The organism is Chloroflexota bacterium (assembly GCA_026706485.1).
Taxonomy (GTDB): Bacteria; Chloroflexota; UBA11872; order UBA11872; family UBA11872; genus JAJECS01.
The window spans coordinates 559,665-581,472 of record JAPOYR010000011.1 but is presented as its reverse complement, the minus strand read 5'-3'; the positions used below and the strand labels follow the sequence as shown (position 1 = coordinate 581,472).

General features: G+C 67.3%; 16 protein-coding genes. 13 read left to right on the top strand and 3 right to left on the bottom strand.

Annotated elements, in window-relative coordinates; genetic code table 11:
• Window positions 1-12 precede the first annotated feature (12 nt).
• Together OXG79_12130 and OXG79_12125 are read left to right on the top strand one after the other, a co-directional pair.
• Complete coding sequence (locus OXG79_12130) at window positions 13-795, top strand: sugar phosphate isomerase/epimerase (protein MCY3784513.1); 783 nt, start codon at window positions 13-15, stop codon at window positions 793-795.
• Window positions 792-1,808 (top strand): acetylxylan esterase, encoded by a 1,017-nt coding sequence (locus OXG79_12125; GenBank protein ID MCY3784512.1) that lies wholly within the window; start codon window positions 792-794, stop codon window positions 1,806-1,808. Before OXG79_12130 ends, OXG79_12125 begins: the two co-directional genes overlap by 4 nt.
• 77 nt (window positions 1,809-1,885) lie before the next feature.
• Here OXG79_12125 and OXG79_12120 read toward each other — a convergent pair whose 3' ends face one another.
• The gene (locus tag OXG79_12120) at window positions 1,886-3,160 is read right to left on the bottom strand and encodes a LysM peptidoglycan-binding domain-containing protein (protein ID MCY3784511.1); all 1,275 of its coding nucleotides are present in this window, start codon (window positions 3,158-3,160) and stop codon (window positions 1,886-1,888) included.
• 512 nt (window positions 3,161-3,672) lie between these two features.
• Complete coding sequence (locus OXG79_12115) at window positions 3,673-4,314, bottom strand: hypothetical protein (protein MCY3784510.1); 642 nt, start codon at window positions 4,312-4,314, stop codon at window positions 3,673-3,675.
• Between the two features lie 463 nt (window positions 4,315-4,777).
• On the opposite strand from OXG79_12115, the gene OXG79_12110 reads away from it, so the two are divergent.
• The 6 genes from OXG79_12110 to OXG79_12085 all read left to right on the top strand — a co-directional run bounded on the left by OXG79_12110 (window position 4,778) and on the right by OXG79_12085 (window position 12,704).
• On the top strand, window positions 4,778-5,461 hold the full coding sequence (locus OXG79_12110) for a serine O-acetyltransferase (protein MCY3784509.1): 684 nt from the start codon (window positions 4,778-4,780) through the stop codon (window positions 5,459-5,461).
• A gap of 48 nt (window positions 5,462-5,509) precedes the next feature.
• Window positions 5,510-7,243: a proline--tRNA ligase gene (locus OXG79_12105; protein ID MCY3784508.1), complete on the top strand. Its 1,734-nt coding sequence runs from the start codon at window positions 5,510-5,512 to the stop codon at window positions 7,241-7,243.
• A gap of 56 nt (window positions 7,244-7,299) precedes the next feature.
• Complete coding sequence (locus OXG79_12100; protein ID MCY3784507.1) at window positions 7,300-9,102, top strand: M3 family oligoendopeptidase; 1,803 nt, start codon at window positions 7,300-7,302, stop codon at window positions 9,100-9,102.
• Window positions 9,099-10,436: a lactate racemase domain-containing protein gene (locus tag OXG79_12095; GenBank protein MCY3784506.1), complete on the top strand. Its 1,338-nt coding sequence runs from the start codon at window positions 9,099-9,101 to the stop codon at window positions 10,434-10,436. The genes OXG79_12100 and OXG79_12095 overlap by 4 nt, the downstream gene beginning before the upstream one ends.
• Window positions 10,437-10,640: 204 nt before the next feature.
• Complete coding sequence (locus OXG79_12090) at window positions 10,641-11,411, top strand: glycosyltransferase family 2 protein (protein MCY3784505.1); 771 nt, start codon at window positions 10,641-10,643, stop codon at window positions 11,409-11,411.
• A 126-nt stretch (window positions 11,412-11,537) separates the two neighbouring features.
• A complete protein-coding gene (locus OXG79_12085) occupies window positions 11,538-12,704 on the top strand; it encodes a carboxylate-amine ligase (GenBank protein ID MCY3784504.1) in 1,167 nt (388 codons plus the stop codon).
• A 100-nt stretch (window positions 12,705-12,804) separates the two neighbouring features.
• Here the strand turns inward: OXG79_12085 and OXG79_12080 are convergent, their stop codons facing one another.
• On the bottom strand, window positions 12,805-13,761 hold the full coding sequence (locus OXG79_12080; GenBank protein MCY3784503.1) for a glycosyltransferase: 957 nt from the start codon (window positions 13,759-13,761) through the stop codon (window positions 12,805-12,807).
• A 185-nt stretch (window positions 13,762-13,946) separates the two neighbouring features.
• On the opposite strand from OXG79_12080, the gene OXG79_12075 reads away from it, so the two are divergent.
• The 5 genes from OXG79_12075 (at window position 13,947) to OXG79_12055 (ending at window position 21,771) form a co-directional block, all read left to right on the top strand.
• Window positions 13,947-15,671: a B12-binding domain-containing radical SAM protein gene (locus tag OXG79_12075; protein MCY3784502.1), complete on the top strand. Its 1,725-nt coding sequence runs from the start codon at window positions 13,947-13,949 to the stop codon at window positions 15,669-15,671.
• Between the two features lie 165 nt (window positions 15,672-15,836).
• On the top strand, window positions 15,837-17,891 hold the full coding sequence (locus OXG79_12070) for a hypothetical protein (protein ID MCY3784501.1): 2,055 nt from the start codon (window positions 15,837-15,839) through the stop codon (window positions 17,889-17,891).
• Window positions 17,888-18,610: a hypothetical protein gene (locus tag OXG79_12065; GenBank protein ID MCY3784500.1), complete on the top strand. Its 723-nt coding sequence runs from the start codon at window positions 17,888-17,890 to the stop codon at window positions 18,608-18,610. Before OXG79_12070 ends, OXG79_12065 begins: the two co-directional genes overlap by 4 nt.
• 471 nt (window positions 18,611-19,081) lie before the next feature.
• A complete protein-coding gene (locus tag OXG79_12060; GenBank protein ID MCY3784499.1) occupies window positions 19,082-20,350 on the top strand; it encodes a glycosyltransferase in 1,269 nt (422 codons plus the stop codon).
• Between the two features lie 194 nt (window positions 20,351-20,544).
• Window positions 20,545-21,771 carry a hypothetical protein gene (locus OXG79_12055; GenBank protein MCY3784498.1) on the top strand — a complete coding sequence of 409 codons (1,227 nt, stop codon included), beginning with the start codon at window positions 20,545-20,547 and terminating at the stop codon, window positions 21,769-21,771.
• The last annotated feature ends 37 nt before the right edge of the window (window positions 21,772-21,808 follow it).

The window sequence follows — 21,808 nt, the reverse complement described above, 5'->3', positions numbered from 1 at the left end:
GGCGGTGGTGGCATGCGGCTTGGGTGCTGCGCGTCGCTTGACGCGCTGGATGCGGTGCGGGATGCGGGCTTCGCCTACGTCGAGCCCCGCGTGGTGGACCTGGTTCCCGACGACGACGAGACGGTCTACGCGCCGATCCGCCGGCGCATCCAGGATGCGGGACTGCCGGCCGAGGCTTTCAATGTGTTCGTGCCGGCGCACCACCCGGTCGTCGGGCCCAAGCGCGACCTTCCGGCCCTGCGTGCCTACGTGGACACGGCCATGGGACGCATGGCCGAGTTGGGAACCCGCGTGGTGGTCTTCGGCAGCGGACCGGCCCGCACCACGCCGTCCGACTACGACCGGCACCGGGTGCCCGGCCAGATTCTCGAATTCCTGTCCTTGGCCGCCGACGCCGCGGCGCCCTACGACCTGGACATCGTCATCGAGCCGCTCTGGCGCGGGGTCTGCGACAACATCAACACCGTCCTCGAGGCGGCGGTCGTGGCCCGCCAATCCGGAATCTCCCGGGTGGCGGCGCTGGCCGACTGGTGGCACATGGAAAAGGAGCGGGAGCCTCTCACCAATCTGGCCGAGGCACGCGATCGACTGCGCCACGTCCATGTGCCGGTCCCGCCCCTTCCCGGCTCCCCGCCCCAGTCCACGGATGCCGGCCTGCCCGAGTTTCTTCGGGCGCTGACGGCCGTGAACTACTCCGGCCGCGTGAGCATTGAAGACAACGGCAAGCGATTTGAATGCATCAGTCGCCAGGCGCCGCAGGCGCTGGCCTACCTTCGTGCGCATCTCCGCCGATGAGTGCGTCGGCGCCGCGAGCGTGGGAATTCGCGTTTGACGACCAGGTCATGCGCCTGGATGACATGCACCGGCCCAGCCACGCCTTCCGACCCGGCATTGACTTTGCGACATGGCGCGAAAGCCTGCGAGAAGCCATCGCGGCTCTACTCGGACCGCTGCCGACCCCGGTCGATCCCGATCCCGTGGAGCTTGAGCGCACGCTCGGCAGCGGCTACGTGCAGACGCGGCTCGTCTTCCGCTCCGCCGCGGATGTTGACGTGCCGGCACTTCTGCTCGTGCCCGAGGGTGTCGACGCCGACCGTCCGGCGCCGGCCGTCCTCGCGCTGCACGGCCACGGCGCAGGCAAGGGCGACCTCGTCACGCCGGGCATCTACCACGCCAATGCCACGCGCTTCGCGCAGCGCGGTTTCGTGGTGCTGGCTCCCGACGCGCCGGGATTCGGCGAGCGTGCCGAGGGATTCCGCCGCTACGGCGGTCGCGACGGCTGCAACATCAACTTTCTCAAGCTGGCCCTCTTCGGGCGCAACATCATGGCGCTGGCCCTTTGGGACGACCAGCGCGCCCTGGATGTCCTCCAAGCCCGGCCCGAGGTGGATGCCAGCCGCATCGGAGTTGCCGGTCTTTCCTTCGGCGGCACCCGCGCGATGTATCTGGCGGCGCTCGACGAGCGCCCGGTGGCCGTGGTGGTGAGCGGCTACCTCACCACGTTCCGCTCCTACGCCCTCGACGCCGGCAACTTCTGCGGCTCTCAGTTTCTCCCCGGCATCTATGCCGTGGCCGACGTGCCCGACATCCACGGCTGCATCGCCCCGCGGCCGCTGCTCATCCAGGCGGGGCGGTCCGATCGCGGCTTCGCCATCGAGGCGTCGCGGCAGGCCCACGCCCATCTTGCGGACATCTACGCGGCGGCAGGCGCGAATGATCGCCTCGCCCGCGACGAGTTCGACGGCGGCCACGAGCTCCTGCCCGAGGCGCCCCTGGAATTCATGGATCGGTGGCTGCGCGGCCGGTGAGTCGGCACGCCAGCGTTCGACCCTAGGCGAAGCCCGACGTCACCGCGACGCCGGGAGTACCGTCGGCGCCTGCGTAGCTAGCCGAAGCGGAGATACTGGCCTTGGACCCAGTTCCCGTCGTCGAGTTCCCACCAAGTCACGCCGTCGACGACCGTGTTCTCGCCGGTCATCTGCAGGCGCGATCTAGCGGGCGCGACGTAGGCCGTATTGTCGGCCTCGCCCGCCTGAACGTTGGGGACACGCGGTTCCGTGCGCACGTTCAGTCCGCCTTCAGGCACCACCACAGCCGTGAGTTCATCATCGCTCGGTGGTTCGGTGGCAGCCGCCGTAGCGGCGGCGGTTGGCGTCGGGGCGGCGGTCTCTGCGGGCGCCGGTGTGGTCGCCGGGGCCGGAGCAGCCGTACCCCCGAGTTCGAGGTACTGGCCCTGCACCCAGTTCCCGTCATCGAGCTCGTGCCACCGGATGCCGTTGATCTCCTGAACCTCTCCCGTCAAGTTGAGCTGCTCCCCGGCCAGCGCGACGTACTGCACCTCGCTGGTGGTGGTGTTGGGCTCGTTGCGGACGTTAAGCCCGTCGTCGGGAAGCACAACCCCGGTCAGCGCCGCGCCCGTGCCTGTGCCGGTGGCAGGCGCGTCCGGGAGGGGGGCCGCCGTGGCGCCCAGCTCCAGGTATTGGCTCTGCACCCAGTTGCCGTCCTCGACCTCATGCCACCGGATGCCGTCGATGTCTTCGAAAACGCCCGTCAGGTTGAGCTGCGATCCGGCGCGCGCCACGTACTGCACCGTGCTGGTGGCGGTGTTGGGCTGGTCGCGAACGTTCAGGCCATCGCTTGGAATCACAACGCCCGTCACGGCCACGGGTCGCGCGCCGAGCCGCTCGGCGAGCTGGCTCGGATCGGTCGGGATTTCAATGATCTGTCCGACGAAGATGATCACTTCGGCGTTGGCAAAGTCGTTGAAGGCCACGATGTCGCCCAAGGCCACGCCATACGCATCGGCAATGCCCGACAGCGTTTCATCGGCCTGGACCGTGTGCTCGATGGGACCGGCGGGCGTCGGCGTCGCGGTGGGCGTCGGCGTCGCGGTCGGCTCGGCCGGCACCGTCGGCGTCGGCGTGTCCACGATGACCGGAGTCTGGGTGGGTGGCACCCGCAGCGTTGGCGGGGTGGTTGTCGTGGGCTGCGTGTCGCCAGGTCCAGGCGATGTAGTGACGGTTGGCGTGGTGGTTTCGGCCGTGGTATCCGCCTCGCCGCCGCCGAACAAGGTGATGATCAGCACCACGATGATGGCGATGACAAGCGCCGGTCCAACAAGCAACGTGAGGAACAGCCGATACCTACGCAAGCTGTTCAAGGAGGCCCCCATTCATGGGCAAGCGAATGCTATCCCAACGCCCCCCCGCGTCCAGCGGCCCCGCACGCCCGGTGGGCACGTACGTCTGACGTCGACTGAACGCTGCCGACATTCTACACGCGCCCGGAGCCGCGCGATACTGTAACAGCTTGGCCCGGCGATGCGCATCGATGCGTGACCCAACGTTGTGAGTGGGCCGCCGCCGCAGCGTATGGTGGGGCAGAATCTCGAATGGGCGCCAGTTTCGCGTCCAGGCACCGTGCAGGGGGGGAGAGAGCTTTTGGCCACACGACGTCGGGTATCACTCAGTGACCTATATGCCGATGCATGTCGTCGAGTTGATGTCACACCCGAAGAGGCCGTGGGGTGTGAGCGCGTTGGCGACCGGCTTCGGCTTATGGTGACGCGCGATACGACGGTAGAGTTCTTGCTCGTCGAAGATCCCGAAAGCGATCGCCTGGTCCTCGGACCGGCCATCGAGGGATAGCGCGGTTGGCCGGGTCTCCGCCCGGCTATGACATCCCTGCCCGACGGTCGAGCGCCGCATTCGCCAGTCGCACCGCCAGCCCAAAGAGTGCCAACAGCGCCACCAGGAATCCGGCGGGTCCCCAGGCTCCGAAGGCGATGGCCCATGTTCCGAGCATGAACACGCCCCAGGCGCCGCTGGCGAGGCCGAGCACCATCAGCGGAAACACCAGCAGCACGGCCATCGCCGTGTAGCCGGTGGAATGCCGCACGCCGGGAATGCGGCTCACGCCGAACGCCCGGCGACTCTCGCGATCCAGGTGATACGCCGCCGCGAACCAGAACGCGCTCAAGACCAACGGCGCCCCCACCCAGGCCGCGGTCATAAGGCTCAGATCGGCGCCGAGCCGCGGATCGTCCGGAATCGGCAGCGGCGCCCAGCCAACGTCCATGGCCAGCACGCGCTGCACGGTTCCCGGGATTCCCTCCGGCCAGGGCACGACTGCCGAAATCACGGCCCACGCCAGGGCGCCCGCGACGAGGAGCGCCACGGCGGCAATGGGGCGCTGCCAACGCGTGCGCTGCAGCCACCCCGAGAAGTCGCTCCAGGTCTCCGCCAGCGTCAGTGGCCGATCGGGGTCTCGTGAAGCAGCCGTCGACCCTTTCGCCTCGGACGCGCTAGGCCCCATGTCCGCAAGCCGTTCAATCGTTCCGGGGACATTCGGCGGCTCCGCGTCGCCGGAGGTCGGTCGGGGGGCTGAGCCTCGCCCGCTCGGATCGTTGGCCGTCATAGCTGCGTCGGCGCCAAGCTGCCCATGTCGAGCATTCTACGCAGCCCATTCGCGGATATTCGCGGCCTCACGGTTGACATTCGCGCCTTTGCGGCGTAAGTACGGGGAACAAGCAAGTGTGCGGCGCTGAGCGAGACCAGTAGCCGTCCTTCACGCGGACAGCGAGCCGGCGGCGGTGCGAGGCCGGTGCGCGTCGGACGGCGAATTGCCCTCGTGAGCCGCTCGGCCGAAGCAATGGCGTGGGTAGGCCGAGCCGGTTGGCCCCCGGTAGCGGGCTTGGGTGCCTTGGCACCCGCCGAGGTTGCGTGCCGCGAGGCCGCAGCGCAGGAAGGTGGAATCACGGGAGCGCCCGTCCTTCGGGATGGGCGCTCTTGGCGTATTGGAGGGTTGGAAGATCGACCCGGGAAATGACAGCACGGCTGAAACGCCGGAAGTCGCGGCCAAGAAGCGCCGCGGGCCAGAGTGGATGCGCGTCGTGCTCGACAAGGATCCAGCCGCCAGGAACGTGCTCGAGGTGTTGCTCTATCCCAGCGTGCACGCGCTTTTCTTCCACCGGATCGCCCATTGGCTGTATGTGCGCGACGTGCCCGTGCTGCCCCGCGCCGTCAGTCAGTTCGCGCGACTGGCCACCGGCGGCATCGAAATCCATCCGGGCGCCCGAATCGGGCGCCGCTTCTTTATCGACCACGGCTCGGGCGTGGTGATTGGCGAGACCGCGCGCGTGGGCGACGACGTCATGCTGTACCACCAGGTGACCCTGGGCGCCACCGGCTGGTGGCGCGACGACGGCATCGGCGGCAAGCGGCGGCACCCGATCGTCGAGGACGGCGTGACCATCGGCGTCGGGGCCAGCATCCTCGGCCCGGTCACCATCGGCGCCGGCAGCCGCATTGGCGCGCTGGCCATCGTCACCGAAGACGTGCCCCCCGGCTCCACGGTCGTCGGGCCTCGCGCCAGCTACGTGGAGCGTCGCGGCGAGCCGGTTCGACGGCAAACGATCCGTCAGCTTGGCGAGCGGCGCGACCCGCCGGACTACGTGATCTGAGCTGGCCGATACACTGAGCGGCTGCTTGAGGTCGTCGTGAGGCCGTCCGTGCAACGCTTGTCCTCGCTCTTCGGTCGCACCCTGCGTGAAGACCCTGCCGACGCCACCATCGCGTCCCACCGACTCATGGTGCGCGGCGCATTCATTCGTCCGCTCGGCGCCGGGATTTTCAGCTATCTGCCGTTGGGCTGGCGCACCTTGCGACGAATCGAGCAGGTCGTTCGCGAAGAAATGGACGCCGTCGGCTGCCAAGAGCTCCTCATGCCCGTGGTGCATCCGTCCACGCTTTGGGAACGCACCGGCCGCTTCGCCTCGCTCGGGCCCGAGCTCGTGCGGTTCAAGGATCGCGCCGAACGCAACATGGTGCTGGCCCTCACCCATGAGGAGATCGCCCTCGACCTCGCCGCGCGACTCGTGGGCTCCTATCGCCAGCTCCCCGTCAGCGTCTATCACTTTCAAACGAAGTTCCGCGACGAACCTCGCCCGCGCGGCGGCCTGCTGCGGACCCGCGAGTTCACCATGAAGGACGCCTACACCTTCGACCCGTCGCCGGAGAGCCTGGACGCGACCTATCGGCAGTTCGTCACGGCCTACGTGCGCGCGTTCCGCCGCTGTGGAATCGAGCCGCTGGTGGTCGAGTCGGACGCCGGCGCGATGGGCGGTTCGGACGCGGACGAGTTTCACGCGCTGACCTCCGCCGGCGAGGACACGATCGTGGTGTGTCCCGCCGGCGACTACGGGGCCAACCAGGAAGTGGCGACCACGCGGCCGCCCGAGCCCGACGACGCCGAGCCGCTTCTCATGGAGAAGGTCGAGACCCCGGGCCAGGAGACCATCGCGGCCGTGGCGGGCTATCTCGGCATCCCGACGCAGCGCACGCTCAAGGCCGTGTTCTATTGGACCGGCGAGCAGATCGCGTTTGTGGCCATTCGCGGCGATCTGGACGTCAACGAAGCCAAGCTGCGACGGGCGCTGGGCGCGCCCGACATTCGTCTCGCGGCCGATCAGGAATTGACCGCCGCCGGCCTCGTGCCGGGCTACGCCTCGCCGGTGGGCCTCGACGAGGTCCTGGTCGTCGTGGATCGCTCGGTGGAGTGCGCGGCCAACCTGGTTGCCGGGGCCAATATGCCCGGCGCGCACTTGGTGAACGTGAACTTCCCGCGCGACTTCAACGCTGATCTCGTGGAAGACATCGCCGATGTCGCCGCCGGGGATCCTTGCCCCAGGTGCGGCACGGCCCTCGAACTCCGCACCGGCATCGAAATCGGCAACACGTTCAAGTTCGGCGCCTACTACAGCGGCAAGCTCAATGCCACATTCCTATCCGAGGGTGGGTCGCCCCAACCTATCGTGATGGGGTCCTACGGCATTGGCATCACGCGACTCGCGGCGGCCATCGTGGAGCTCCACCACGACGAAGACGGGATCATTTGGCCGGCCAGCGTGGCCCCCCATGACGTGCACGTCGTGCAGCTGGGCCAGGCCGACGAGGTGACACAGGCCGCCGAGCGCCTGGCCCAGGATCTCGAAGCTGCGGGCCTTTCGGTGCTGGTCGACGACCGTGATGAGAGCGCGGGGGTCAAGTTCAACGACGCCGACCTCCTGGGGATTCCCATTCGGTGCACGATCAGCCGCCGCACCGTGCGGGCAGACGCGGTCGAGATCAAGATGCGGCACCAAGATGCGCGAGAGCAGGTGGCGTCCGCGGAGGCGGTCGCCAGGGTCGTGGCGGAGCACGAGGCGCTGCTGGCCGCGCTCAGCCCGGACGCCCCGGTTGGATAGCTCCCGGTGGAGGCAGCAGCTATGGCCAATTCGCACAACCCGTTGAAGGGCCTGTGATGACCGTCGCGCCATCCAGTTCTGCCGACGGCGTCGTCTGGGACCTGTCCGCGCTCTATGCCGGACTCGACGATCCACGCATCGAGCGCGACCACGACACCGCCGACACCCGCGCCCAGGACTTCGCCACCCGCTATCGGGGAAAACTGGGGGAGCTGTCCGCCTCCGGCCTTCGCGAGGCCCTCCAGGAGCTTGAAGACATCTATGAGCTCATGGACGCGCCGGTGATCTTCGCGCATCTGCAGCACGCGGCCCACAGCGACGACCCGGCCGCCGGACGACTGCTCAACAGCACCCAGGCGCGTAGCACCGAGATTCGCCGCCATCTCATCTTCTTCGACTTGGAGTGGGTGCACCTCGATGACGACCGCGCCGCCGAGCTGATGGCCGATCCGCGGCTGGCCGGATTTGCCTATCTGCTTGAGCGCGAGCGCCGCACCAAGCCGCATCGCCTGGCCGAAGGCGAAGAGCAGGTCATGGATGAGAAGGCCAACACCGGGTCGCGCTCGTGGTCGCGCCTGTTCGACGAAATCACCAGCCGCATCACCTGCGAGGTGGAAATCGACGGCGAGCGGCGCACCCTGACCGAAGCCGAAACGCTGGCCCAGCTATACAACCCCAACCGCGACACCCGCCGCAGTGCCGCGGCCGGCCTCACCGCCGCGCTCGCGGCCCAGCAGCATCCGCTCACCTACGTCTTCAACGTTCGCCTGCAGGATCACGCCATCGACGACCGGCTGCGGCACTACCCGATGCCCATCGCCGCCCGCAACCTGGCCAACGAGATCGAGCCGGCGGCCGTCGAGGCGCTGGTGGCCGCCTGCGAGGCCGGGTTCGGCATCGTGCAGCGGTATTACCGCCTCAAGCGGCGCCTGCTCGGACTGGACGAGCTCTTCGACTACGACCGCTATGCACCCATCAGGGCCGACGACACCGTCTACGCGTGGGACCGCTGCCGCGAGATCGTGGTTGATAGCTACGCCGCCTTTTCGGAAACGCTCGGCGGCATCGCCTCGCGGGCGTTCGAGGAGCGCTGGATCGATGCGGAGTTGCGCCTCGGCAAACGCGGCGGAGCGTTCAGCGCCGGGTCGACCACGCAGACCCATCCCTACGTGCTCTGCAACTACACCGATCGCATCCGCGACGTCATGACGGTCGCCCACGAACTGGGCCATGCCGCGCACCAGTTTCTGTCGCGCGACGTGGGCTACCTGCAGGCGCACACGCCCTTGACCACCGCCGAAACCGCCTCGGTGTTCGGGGAGATGCTGGTCTTTCGCCGTCTGCTGGAGGCCCAGCCGTCCGACCAGGCGCGCCTGTCGTTGCTGGCGAGCAAAATCGAAGACAGCTTCGCCACCGTGTTCCGGCAGATTGTCATGCACCGTTTCGAGGAGTCCGCCCACGCGGCCCGCCGCGACGAGGGGGAGCTGCCCGCGGAGCGCCTGAGCGAGCTGTGGATTGACGCCAACGAGCCGATGCACGGCGACGCGGTCACCCTCACCGACGACTACCGCACCTGGTGGAGCTACATCCCGCACTTCGTGCACTCGCCGTTCTACGTCTATGCCTACGCATTCGGCGAACTGCTCGTCCTGGCGCTGCTCCAGGTCTACGACGAGCGCGGGGACGCCTTCGCGCCGGCATACACCGAGATGCTGAGCCGCGGCGGCTCGGTTTCGCCTGAGGCATTGGTCCGTCCGATGGGCATCGATCTGAATGACCCGAGCTTCTGGTCGGGAGGGGTGACAATATTGGGCGACATGGTGGCTCAGGCCGAGGCGCTGGCCTCCCGCGTCGCATGAACGTCCGATCCCAGGTGCTCCAGGCCGAGGCGTCGCCCGCCGTCACGACCCCAGACGCCGCGGCCGTGATCGCCGATGCGCTGTCCGAGCTCCCGCTCGATGCGTCCCGCGTGCTGGTGCTGGCGCCCGACGACACCCGCAAGATCCCCGTCAGCCAAACCTTTCGGGCCGTGTGGCAGGCGCTCCAGGGGCGTACCGCCGCAGTGGACGTCATGATTGCGCAGGGCACCCACGCCTCAATGCCCGAAGCCGCCAAGCGGCAGTGGGTATTCGGTGCCGAGGCCTATCCCGGGGTCCCCATCCTCGACCACGAGTGGGCGCGGGCGGACGCCCTGGTCGAAATCGGCTCCGTGTCGCTGGCCGAACAGCAGGCCCGTTTCGGCGACTACGGGGATCTCGCGCCCGGGCTGGGATTCGACAGCGACATGCCGGTGCGGATCAACCGCCGGCTGCTCGACTGCGACCGCGTGATTCTGATCACGCGCGTGCAGCCGCACGAGGGCGCGGGCTTCGCCGGAGGCGCCAAGCAGATCTTTCCCGGCGTCTCGGGACCCGAGATGATCAACCTGCTCCACACCATCGGCAGCCTGCGTGGCGCGCGGGCCATTCAAGGCGTGCTCGACAACCCGGTGCGCGAGCTGATCGACGACATGACCAGCAAGGTGCCGGTTCCCCTCACCACCATCGCCCTGGTGGTCGACGACGCCACGGGATCTACGCGCGGCGTGTTCGTGCAGCCGGACGGATGGCGCGAGGTCACGCGCGCGGCGGCGGCGCTCAGCGCCGAGGTCAACATCCGCTACACCACCCGCCGCGTCTCGCGCACGGTGGCGGCCACGCCGCGCCTGCCCGACGGCACGTGGATGTATCCCGAGCTTTGGACCGGCGCCAAGGGCGTCTTTCGGGGCGACGACACGGTGGCCGACGGCGGCGAACTCATCCTGTACGCCCCCGGCGTTCGCGAGATTTCCGCGACGCACGGCCGCGCGATCCGCCAGGTGGGACTCCACGGGTGGCCATTCCTGCTGGCCCATCCCGAGGCCTGGCAGCCGCATGGCGTCAGTCCCTTGGCGCTCACCCTGGGCGTCTTGATCAAAGGTGACGCGCCCATGATCGACGGGCGTGAAACGCCGCGTATCGACGTCCACCTGGCCACCGGTATGTCCCCCGACGAATGCCGCGCCCTCGACGTCGGCTACGAGGACCCCGATCAGGTGGCGCGCGAGATCGAAGCCGCGCCGGCCGACGTCATCGACGACGACCGACTCGTCATGCACAACGCCGGCAGCGTCCTATGGCGATTTCGGGCGCCCAACGGCCAGTCGGGGCCGTAGCGTCTGGGGCCGGTAACGAGGCGGGAGATCGACGTTCATGACCCCGCACTGGGTTCCCCTCGTCGCGCAATGGCTCGAACGCCGTGATGGAGGCCGTTGCGTATCATCCGACGGATCATGGCCCGATTCACCGCTCGGGGTAGGCGAGATGCTTGAGAAACCTCCAGCGCTGCATTGGCAGCCCCGGTCGGGCCAGGAGTGGCGATGACGGCCGAGGCATCCCTCAATCCATCCGAGCCAGGCGACACGCCGACTCACGAGCTTCCCGACCTGTCGGTCGTGATCCCGACCTACCGGCAGTCCGACGTCATCGGCCACCAGGTCGGTGAGGTTCTGCGGGCGTTGGACGGCCTTGGCTGCGGCTATGAGTTGCTGGTCGTTGTGGACGGCGATGAGGACGGCACATCGGAAGCGCTCGCGCGAATTGAGCACGAACGGCTGCGCGTCGCCGTGCATGAGCGGAATGCGGGCAAGGGTGAGGCCGTGCGCCGCGGGCTGCTGGCGGTTGCCGGGCGCTCGCGGGCCTTTCTCGACGGCGGCGGCGACATTCCCCCGCAGTGCCTCGTGGAGGCCTATCGGCTCCACGTCGAGTCGGGGGCGGACATCGTGGTCGGATCAAAGCTGCACGCCCAGTCCGTAGTCGAATATCCGCTGGCGCGCCGCGTCTATAGCTGGGGATACCGGCAGCTCACGCGCTTGCTCTTCGGTCTCGCCGTGCGCGACACGCAGGTCGGGCTGAAGATCTATGCGGCGCCGGTCGTCGAGCAGGTGTTTCCTCACGTGCGCACGTCCGGCTTTGCCTTTGACATCGAGGCGTTGGCGCTGGCGATTCGCCTTGGGTTCCGCACCATCGTCGAGGCGCCCGTGATCGTTCGAGACCGCTATCCCAGCACGATCCGACCGACCACCGCCGCCACGATGTTCGTCGAGACGCTGATGGTGGCGGGCCGCCTGCGCCGGTTCGACCCTGAATAGTCCGGTGGGCGGTCCGGGTCCGCGACGCCGTCGCCGGCGACGGCGTCGCTTGCTCATGGCACCCGCGGACAGGGGGTATGTCGTCGAGCCCTCGGCCATGACGGCGACAAAGGGTTCGGCCTAGCAATGCCCTCCGGGACCGGCGGCGACGCCCATGACGACCTGGCAATCACGCTCGGGGTCGAAGAGGAGTTTTTTCTCGTCGATCCCGCGTCGCGCGATTTGCTGGTGGACCCCGACGTTCGCATTTTCGAAGCGTCCGAGGAAAACCGCGGGCCGCACAAGATTTCTCGGGAGCTGCTGCGCACCCAGATCGAGGCAATCTCGCGGGTGTGCGCGTCGGTGGCCGAGGTTCGCGCCGCATTGCAGGAGACTCGCCGGGTTGTGATCCAGGCGGCGGAGACCTTTGGGGCGGCGCTGATGGCCGCCTCTACCCATCCGTTCGCGGAATGGCGGGCGCAGGCCACCACCCCGCGCGAGCGTTACGAACGATTCACGACCACGTATCAGGAGAGCGTTCGGCGATTCCTGATCGGCGGCATGCACGTCCACGCGGGATTTGGCGACCCGGATGAGCGAGTGCGCGTGATGACCGCCATGCGGCGCTACCTGCCGCTGCTGCACGCGCTTTCCACCAACTCGCCGTTTAACGGAGGCCACGACACCGGCTTCAAGTCCTACCGCCTCAACCTTGTGGGCAACCTGCCGCGCACCAGCCTGCCCGGTCCCCTGTGGTCGCGCGCCGACTATGACCGCCTGGTGGCCGACTATCAGCGCATGGACTTCATCACCGACGGCAGCGAGCTGTGGTGGGACATTCGCCCCTCCCACGCCCATCCCACCATCGAGATGCGCATCTGCGATGTCTGCACGCGCATCGACGACGCAATGTGCCTCGTGGCCATCTACGCGTCGCTTGTCCGGCGGTTGCTCCGCCGGCACCGGGAGGGCGCGCTGCCGCCGGAGCCGCCGACCGAGATCATTGCCGAGAACCGCTGGCTGGCCCAGCGCTACGGCGTGGTTGCATTCTTTGGCGACGAGCGGGGCGGCGGGCGGAAGGACATCGGCGACTTGACGGACGAGCTCGTGGAGGACCTGGCTGAGGACGCCCGTGCGCTTGGCTGCGAGGCCGAGCTGCGCCACGCGTGCACCATCATCCGCGAGGGAACCGGCGCCGACCGGCAGCTCGATCTGTATCGCCTCCGGCGGCTGGAAGGGGACACGCGCGAAGAGGCCCTGCGCCGCGTCGTCGATCTGGTGCTCACCGAAACTCGGGCCAGCGTGGACGCGTGACCTGAGGTCCCCCGCGGCGACGGCGGGCCGAGGGCTCCGTGGGGCGCGACTGCTGCGATGCGCCGCATCGTTCGCCCTATCCCATCAGATGGAGAATCGGCTAGGACGACGGCGGACGCGGACGTACCAGACCACCCAAGAAGTGCCAGCCATAGCAGAGGTGGCTGGCGACAATCGCCGGGGCAACGGCCGCTCCGATCCCCGCGCTGCCCGAGTCGCGCGTCGCGTGTATCGCGCTTCCCACCACCGCTGCGGTGTATATGGCGAGGCTGCCAAGCAGCAGCCACCGAATCGGCTCAACCCAAATGGACGCCAGCGCGGCGATGACCAGCCACAGCAACCACAGGCTGGGGATGAAGTATTGGAGTCGGCGCGATGTCTCCGGAAACACGCGGGCGAAATAGCCGCGATGCCGCCCGTAGTGCGCGATCTGCCGCAGGTGACCGCGCATCACCGGCCGCCGATGGTGATAGACCAGCGCGCCGGGCTCATACACGATGCCGCCGCCGCGGCAAACGATCTCCAGGCACAGCTTGGTGTCCTCCCCCGGATAGAAGGCGCTATCGAACCCGCCAACGGCCTCGAACACCGAACGTCGCACCATCAGATTCATCGAGGGAAAGTCGTCTACGGCGCGGCGCCGACCCGGCACATAGCGGAAACGGGTGGGACCGGACACGATCCATGACGCGTAGGTCCAACCGGATACCTTCGCGCGGAATTCGTCGTTCGGCGGGGTGACGCCCGGACCCCCGACCGCCGACACAGCTGGATTCTCGAAGTGGGGCGCGGACGCTTCGAGCCAGCCGGGGGCGGGATACGCGTCGTCGTCGAGGAACGCCAGCCAGGCTCCGCCGGCGGCCGCCGCCCCCATGTCGCGCTTTTGCGCCGGACCGGTTGGGCCACTCACGATGCACTGGGTTGAACCCAGATCGCCTGGCGGCCCCTCGTCAAGAACGACGATCGTCTCCCGAGGCGGACGTTTCAGGCGCGTGATGGCCGCCAGCGCCTCGTCGAGATAGGCGGTCCGGCGCGCCGCGACGATGATGATGGACACGTCCACGAACGCTGACGCAGGCGGCGCCTGGAGTCCGTGACGATCTGCGGCGGGCGCTTGGGGCGGGGGTTTGGAATCACCCATGGTGTTCTAGAATCATAAAGCCGACGTGTTGCGCGGCGGAACAAGCTTGTCGCCAGTCCATTGATGCTGCCGCTTCACCACCCTTGGAACGATAAACCCGCGTGAGAGTTGCCATCAGCTTTCCGCCGTTCGAAAGCGCCAAGGGCATCCCGCTCCTCAGTCAGAATCGGCAATACCAGGTCTTTTCGACGGGCCGCAGCGAGGGCCATGGGCTCGTGGGTGCGCTGAACCGCTTCGTCGGCGACAACGCCACCGTTATTTTTCCGGTGTTGCCCGCGCTGGCGGCCACGCTGCTGCAACGGCATGGCCACGAGGCCGTCTGGCTGGATGGGATCGCCGAAGGCTGGGACTGGGAAGCCTACTGTCGAGAGGTGGAGCTGGCGCGTCCCGACCTGATGATGATCGAAACCAAGACGCCCAGCGCGCCACCGCTCTACCACGCCATCGCCGACCTCAAGGCGCGGTTTCCCGAGATGACCATTGCGCTGGTGGGCGACCACGTCACCGCGTTTCCCGAAGAGCCGTTTCTCTTTTGCCCCGTCGACTATGTGATCCGGGGCGGCCAGTTCGACTTCGCCATTTTGAATCTTGCCGACTTCCTGGAGGGTCGCGACGACCTTGGAGGCGGCGTGTTCTGGCGTCATGACGAGACTGAGATCGTCAACTCCGGCGAAGAGCCGGATCCGCCGGTCCGGGAAGCCGTCCGTCCGCACATCGACCGCCAGCTGGCCAAGTGGGAGCTCTACGCCTATCGCAACGGCAACTTCCTGAAGAAGGGCACCTACGGCTGGGCAACCGGCGCAACCAGCGCCGACTGCTGGTGGCGGCGGCGAGTGCCCGGGGGGCCGCGGCGCGGTGGCGGCGGGTGCACGTTCTGCTCCTGGACCAGCATGCTGCCGACGTGGTCCGTCAGGCCCGTTGACGACTATCTGGACGAATTGGAGCAGCTCGTCGATCTCGGCGTCGAGGAAGTGTTCGACGACACGGGCACGTTCCCTGCGGGACGCTGGCTCACCGACTTTTGCACCGGATTCCGCGAGCGCGGTTTGCACAAGGTCCTGATGATGGGCTGCAACATGCGGGCCGATGCCCTGTCCCAGGCCGAATACGAAATGCTGGGCGACAGCAACTTCCGCTTCATTCTCTACGGCATCGAGTCGGCCAATCAGCGCACCCTTGATCTGCTCAACAAGGGCACCACGGTTCGCCAGCAGTGGGAGTCGGTGAAGTGGGCCAGCGAGGCGGGCCTCGAGCCGCATGTGACCTGCATGGTCGGCTACCCGTGGGAGACGTTCGAGGAGGCCAAGCGGACCATCGACTTCACGCGCGAGACCTTCGACCGCGGCTGGATCAATACCCTGCAGGGCACCATCGTCATTCCCTACCCGGGCACTCAGCTCTACGCGCAGGCGCGCGAGCACGACTGGCTCCGGTTCGACGGCCCGGAGCACTGGGAACGCTACGACATGCGAGAGCCCGTGCTGCGGTCGCCAATTCCCACGCCGGAGATCATGGGCTTGGTGCAGTCGCTCTACACCAGCTTTCTCACGCCGCGCTACGTGACCCGCAAGCTGCTGCACGCGGGCAAGAGCCGCGACCACTTCCGTTACTACGTGGTGCGCGGGTCGCGCTACATCGTCGGCCACATGCTCGACTTTCGGAAGGGACAGCTTGACGCCGGCGAGACCGGCGCCGCACCGGTCGACACGGGTGTCGCCGAGCTTCCCGCCAGGCTCTTCACCGCCGGCGGGTCAACCGCGCCGATCGACGCAAGCCTGCTTGAGCCTTCGGCACCCGAAGCTGCACCGGCGATCGCCGGAGGCTAGGCCTCCGTGTGCGGTGGCTAGGTCTCCGGCTGTCGGAGACCCAACGCGAACGCACCGATGCGCGCCATCCTGCCTGAACGGACGGAGCGCTTGACCGGAATGCCCCTCCGACTGCACGTCAGGGCGTCTGGGGCAGCGTCCTTTACCGCACGTGCGCAGCGCGTCTTGGCCCACGATGCGGTCTGGATCGCGCTTGGGCTGCTGATTGCTTTCGCGGTGGCCTGGCGCGTCGTGGCGACGCCAGGTGAGCTCATTGTTGGCGACCGGGAGTATCCGTTTGCCGCGGAACTCTGGCTCCGAAAGTTCGTCACCGCCTGGGACACATCGACTGGCAGCACCCTCATCACCAGCTCGCGCACGTATGCGGACGCTCCCTGGGGAATCATCGTTTGGACATTTGGACTCTCGACCGAGGTGGCGGGCAAGTTCCACTGGATGAGCTGGCACCTGCTGGGGTTCCTGGCCGGCTACTTTGGCGCGCGATTGCTCGTTGGACCGAAAACGCGCACCGCGCATCCGGTCGCGCTCCGTGCGGGACTCTTTCTCGCAGGCCTCTTTTGGATTCTCAACCCTTGGATCCTGGCGCGTTCGGAGCAATTGCATGTCTGGGTGAGTGCGCTGATGCTCCCGCTATTCCTCGGCTTGCTCGTATCGGCGACGCAAGCGCAACGGCCGCGCACCAGGGTGCAGCGAGCGTTGGCGGCGGCGGCGATTCTCGCGTTCACCATTTCGGTCTCGCCGCACTACATGGTGGTTGGCGGCCTCGCGGGGATTGGCTGGCTGGTCTTTGCCTTGGTCACAGCGCCTCGCCGTCGGCGCCAGATCATGGTCACAGCCGCAGTGTTCCTGAGCGGCTACGCGCTCTTTGCTGCATTCTTCCTCGCGCCTTTCTTCACCGCCACGGTCGCCGGAGCGCCGACCGGGCCTGCGTATCTCGAGACCTCCGAGCGCCTGCTGGTGGCTTATCCCCTCAAATCGGTCGGCAACACCCTCACCCTCACTGGCGAGAGATCCGGGGCGCCGATATTGAAGCCACCGGTTCCGGGCGCGCTGCCCGGCTGGCGCCTGGCAGGCTTGATTCCCGCGGCATTGCTAGTGCTGGCGCTTTTTCGCGTGCCCGATCACCGGCAGGTGCTGGGTTATGCGGTCGTTTTCGGCGGTGCCTCGGCCCTGCTTCAGATCGCCACCTTCGACGACGCCACCCGCCCAACATATTTGCAGCTAGTGGACGCCGCCCCGTTCGGTTGGGTCATCACCGAACCGGGCAAGCTCTCGGGCTCGTTGGCGCTCGCCTTTCTCCCGGGAATTGCGCTCGCCCCCGTCGTGTTTGCGCGCGACGCGCCTCGCCGCTTCCCGAGCATTGGCATCATTCAGACCGTCGCGATTGGCGTCGGGCTTGTGGTCTATGTGCTGCCGGCGCTCAATTGGACCCTGTTAGACGAGTCGGCACAAAACGTGCCGGTACGCTTTCCGTCCTCGTTTCGCACCGCGCCGGCCGAGCTTGACCGGCGCAACGCCGCCGGAACGTCGCGCACATTCTTGGCCATCCCTTATGAGAGCCGCTACCCCGAGTGGGGGGCGCAATCTGTGGTCATTCACCATATCGAAGAATCTGCGATCACGACGCCGTTCGTGTCGCATACCATCCCCGTGCGCGCAAGACTGCGAGACCTCGTGCGCAGCGAATCTCCGGAGCTTGTTGCCGCCCTCCGGTCGCACGGCGTTGCCCGAGTGATGGTTCCCATCGGAACGCCCGGCGGTCGCGCGGTCGCCGAGCAGTTGCGTCAGACCGACGGGCTGGAGTTCGAATTCTCGGAAGGCTACTACCAGGTTTTCCGGACGGTCGATCCCCCGTATCCTTGGGTGTACGAGATGGACTCGGAGCGGCCGGTCGAGCTTTCGTGGCGGCGTGACGGCATGCACCGGCTCGTTATTGATGTGCCGCCTGGCCCACCGGCGCCGCGCGAAATCGTCGTCCAAGAATTCTGGAATCCGCTTTGGGCCGCTCATCTGCCGGACCACGCAACCTCACTGGAACGCTCCGCGCAGGGGACGCTCAGCGTGCGGCTGGCGCCGGGCGCCCATGGCCCGTTGGTCGTGGAATACGGCGTGCAGCGCGCCCTCGTGGCGGGTCACGCCGTCACTTGGGCCGGGCTCATCGCGTGGGCCGGGTGGACGCTTTGGCCGCGGCGGCCACGTCGATCTCGAGGGCGCCTGTGAAAACCGCGGCCTGGCTCGCTGGCACGGTCGTGGCGCTCATCCTCGCAGCGGTGGTCGGACTGGAGCGCCTGCCGCTCGCCACGCCCGCCGAACCGAGGCAGCCGCACTTCCCGTTCGGCCCCGTCGTGGGATCGGTCACGCAAACAATCGAGATGCCACGTGGCTCGTTGGACTCCATGGTCGTCTGGACGCGCAGCAAGGGCACGCATCCGGCTGCGGCCGAGGCGCACCTGCTCCGGTCGCCGGATGGTCCGCCCATCCGTTCGGCGGTGTTCGAGGCGCCGGCGGGCGCTGACCTGCAGGCGACGCGCATCCCGTTTGCCCCAATTGATCTGTCACCTGGCACCCTGTGGCTGCGCATCGGGGCGTCCGATGGCAGCGCGGCGCCGATATTCGTCGGGGCGACGCTCGGCAATGTCTACCCGGACGGGCAACTCACCGACCGCCTGGGCGATTCACCGGTCGATATCGATCTCGCGTTTTTGGCGACCGGATCCGCGGGCGCGCTCACCCGTTGGCGAGCACAAGCGAGCGAAGCCCCGTTTCACCTGGCGATTGGGCTGACCGTGGCCCTTCTGGCGGGCGCCGCGGCGGGCCGGGTGGCCTGGTCGTCGCTCAAGGGCGCACCCTTCGGCCGGATAGCCGCGGTGACCGTCGGAGCTGGTGCTGCGGTAGCAACGGCGATGGGTCCGCTGCTTGGGCCGGTCGCATTCCTTTGACAGTGGCCGCGCTTGCCATAGGACTCCGCCAACCCAAGTTGCTCAGCTCGCCCTGCGCCACACCAATCAGCGATGGTCCGATCGAAATGCCCCAGGCGCTTCTTGCATCCAATTTGGGCGGACTGGCACTAGCTTGTAGTCTAGGTCGTTAGTATGAGAGTAGAAGTTAACCCCAGGCACATGCTCAAGCTCGACTGCACCGGCTACACTGATGCTACCCACTGGTATTCGAGAGTTATCTGCAACTCATGAGTGACTCAGTGGCGACAGTTTATGCTCGAGAAAAACGATGGAGGCAGGAGCAAACAATACTCCACACTTCCGGGAACACCTGCGTCTAATAGTCGTCAACTCTAGTGTAGATTCATCGCGCTTGTCTCTCCGCCAATCGCGGAAATTGCCCTGGCTTTGCCTCGGCGGATTCTGGCAACGGAACGGCGTCGGTGGTAGCATCCTGCGCTTGCTGCCGTGGTGCCCACGCCGTTGCAAATCCTGCTGATCATGAACGGTTTGGTGCGCGAGCAAGTCGACGGCGGGTGCGTCAGGATCATTGAGATCGCCAAGCAGTGGCAGCGGGCCGGCCATGACATTCACCTGATGGGTAGCATCCAGGCCGGTGCTTCGTGCCGGCAATGGGGTCTCGAACCGACACTGCACACCAGCCGCTGGCGCGGCGGCCACAGCCGTTGGTGGCTGGCGTTGCACTCGATAACCGTATGCCTCTTTCTTCCGCTATCGCTGTGGCGCCTCCGCCCCGATCTCATCGTGACATCGCATGATCAGCCCTACGATGTCCTGCCCGGCGTCATGCTCAAGCTCTGGCGCTGGCGGCGCGCGCGCCTGGCCGTCTCGGTGCCGATGATGCCGGGCTGGCGGTTTTGGCGCCGCCGAGGGCCGCCCTGGTACAACGCGCTTGCCTTCCTGTTCGCCCAACGCGTCTCCCTGCTCCTCGCGGCGCTGTTCGCGGACCGCACCATCGCCGTGGCCCGCGCCACCGCGCGCCAGCTCCGTCGCAGCAGATTTCCCATGGGCCGGGTCACCGCGGTTGCCTGCGGCGTGAATCTGCGGGACCTCCGCGGCGTTGCCCCGAGCCCGCAAACACCGAAATACGACGCGGTGTCGGTTGGCCGCTTGGCCGCCGCCAAGGGTGTCTTTGACCTTGTCGATGCGTGGGCGCGTGTCGCCGCGCAGAAGCCGGACGCCAAGCTCGCGATCATCGGCGACGGACCCGACCAGGACCTCGTGCAGGAGCGCGTGCGACGACTTGGTCTTTCGGACAACGTTGACTTGCTCGGCGCGATCGGTTCTGACGAAAAGAACCGGTGTGTCGGTGCTTGCCGTCTGTTCACGTTGCCGTCGCATGAGGAGAGTTGGTCAATTGCGATGGGCGAGGCCATGGCCCTTGGCACGCCGGTTGTCGCCTACGATCTGCCTGAACTCCTTGAGGTCTGGGGTGACGCCTATCACGCGGTAACCGAAGGCGACATCCCGGCTCTCGCCGGCGCAATCCTTTCTCTTCTGGACAACGAATCCCGCCGTCGCGAGCTTGCCGAGCGGGGCGCGGCCCGCGTGAGCGAGCTCGATTGGTCGGTGATCGCCGAGCGCGAGCTTCAGCTACTCATGGGAGACTCGGCTGATGACGATGCGCTCGGCGTGGACCCTTGGTTGGTGGCGTCGTCCGACTCTCGCGCGGCCGCCCGCGCGCCGCACTCCAGGCCTCCGAAGATCGCGACAAACTAGGTGCTCGTCCCGAAAGGCGATCGCTCCGAATACGCGCGCGTGGCAGTCCGCTGAGTCAATCGCAGTCTGAGGCGAGCCAAGCCGCAACAGCTCCCGGCGCCGCCGACGGACGAAGCGCCTCGAACGGGCCGGCCGCGGCGTCCAGCGCCGCTGGGACTGGATCCTCGGGGCCGCGCGTCGTTGCCCGCGACACCGTGGTGCTTGGCGGCCTCAACCTGCTCGCCAGCCTGACCTCCTTTGGGTTTCAGTGGGCCATGGCGCGCCTGCTGGCGCCGGGCGATTACGCCGACTTGTTTGCCGTGCTGGCGGTGTTTGCCGTGCTCGCCGTGCCGTCGCAGTTGCTGCTGCCGATCGGCACGCGCATCACAAGCCTTGCCGTCGTGGGGCGCGGGCGCGCCGCCGCTCTCGAGGTCTTACGGCGGTCGCTCATCCGGAGCGCGCTGATTGGCCTGGTCGCGTGGATCGTCGTCGTGGCAACGAGCGGCGCCATCGAGCTCTTGCTTGGGACCGACAACCGTCCCGCGATCATCTGGTTGGGCGGCGCGGTTGCCATCGGCTTTGTCGTGCCGTTCACCAAGGCGCTGCTGACCGGTCTACGTGCATTCCTTCTGCTAGGGGCCTCGAATCTGGTGGACGGCGTGTTGCGCGCCTCGATCGGGGTTGGCCTGGTGGCGCTTGGATTTGGCGTGGCGGGCGGCATGGCCGCCTCGGCGCTTTCCGGTCTTCTCGGCGTCCTCGTCGTGGTGCTCGCCGCGCCGTACATCGCGCGGGCGACGACGGAAGCGCCGGCTGAAACTCCGCCGGATGCGACTGGAATGTCCGCCCACGTGCGGGTTGGGCTATTGAGCTTGTCGCTGGCGATCCTGATGAACGTCGATGTCCTGGTGGTGCGCCACTTCTTCGACGATGCCAACGCATCGCTCTACGCCGCCTCCGCGCTCGTTGGACGCATCGTCCTGTTCGCGTCCGCGCCCGCGGCGCAAGTCGTGCTCCCGCACATCATTCGGCACGTAGCCGCCGGCGAGCCATTGACCCGCACCTTCGCGGTGACGGCGGCATTCACGGTCCTCATCAGCGGCGGTGCCGCCCTGATCATCGTCGCTCTGCCCGAATTCGTCTTCCAGATCATCTTCGCGGACCGCTACGTGCCGGTCCCGCAGCTCGTCTGGGGCTATACCCTTGCCGGATCACTTCTTGCGCTCTTGACCATGCTCACCTACTTCCACATCGGGGCCGGTACGCTTCGCGTATGGGTTGTGCTTGTCCCGCTGTGCATCGCGTGCACCGTGACGCTGTGGCTGCGTCACGAATCCCTGACAGCCGTGGTGTGGACGCTCGACGCCTTCCTAGGCACCGGGGCGCTCGCGTTGCTCGGCTGGGCCGGCTGGGTGCTGCGGCGGGACCGTGCGGTTGCGACGTAGGAGTCGGCAAGCGTGCAAACCGGGCCCGCGCGTCTGG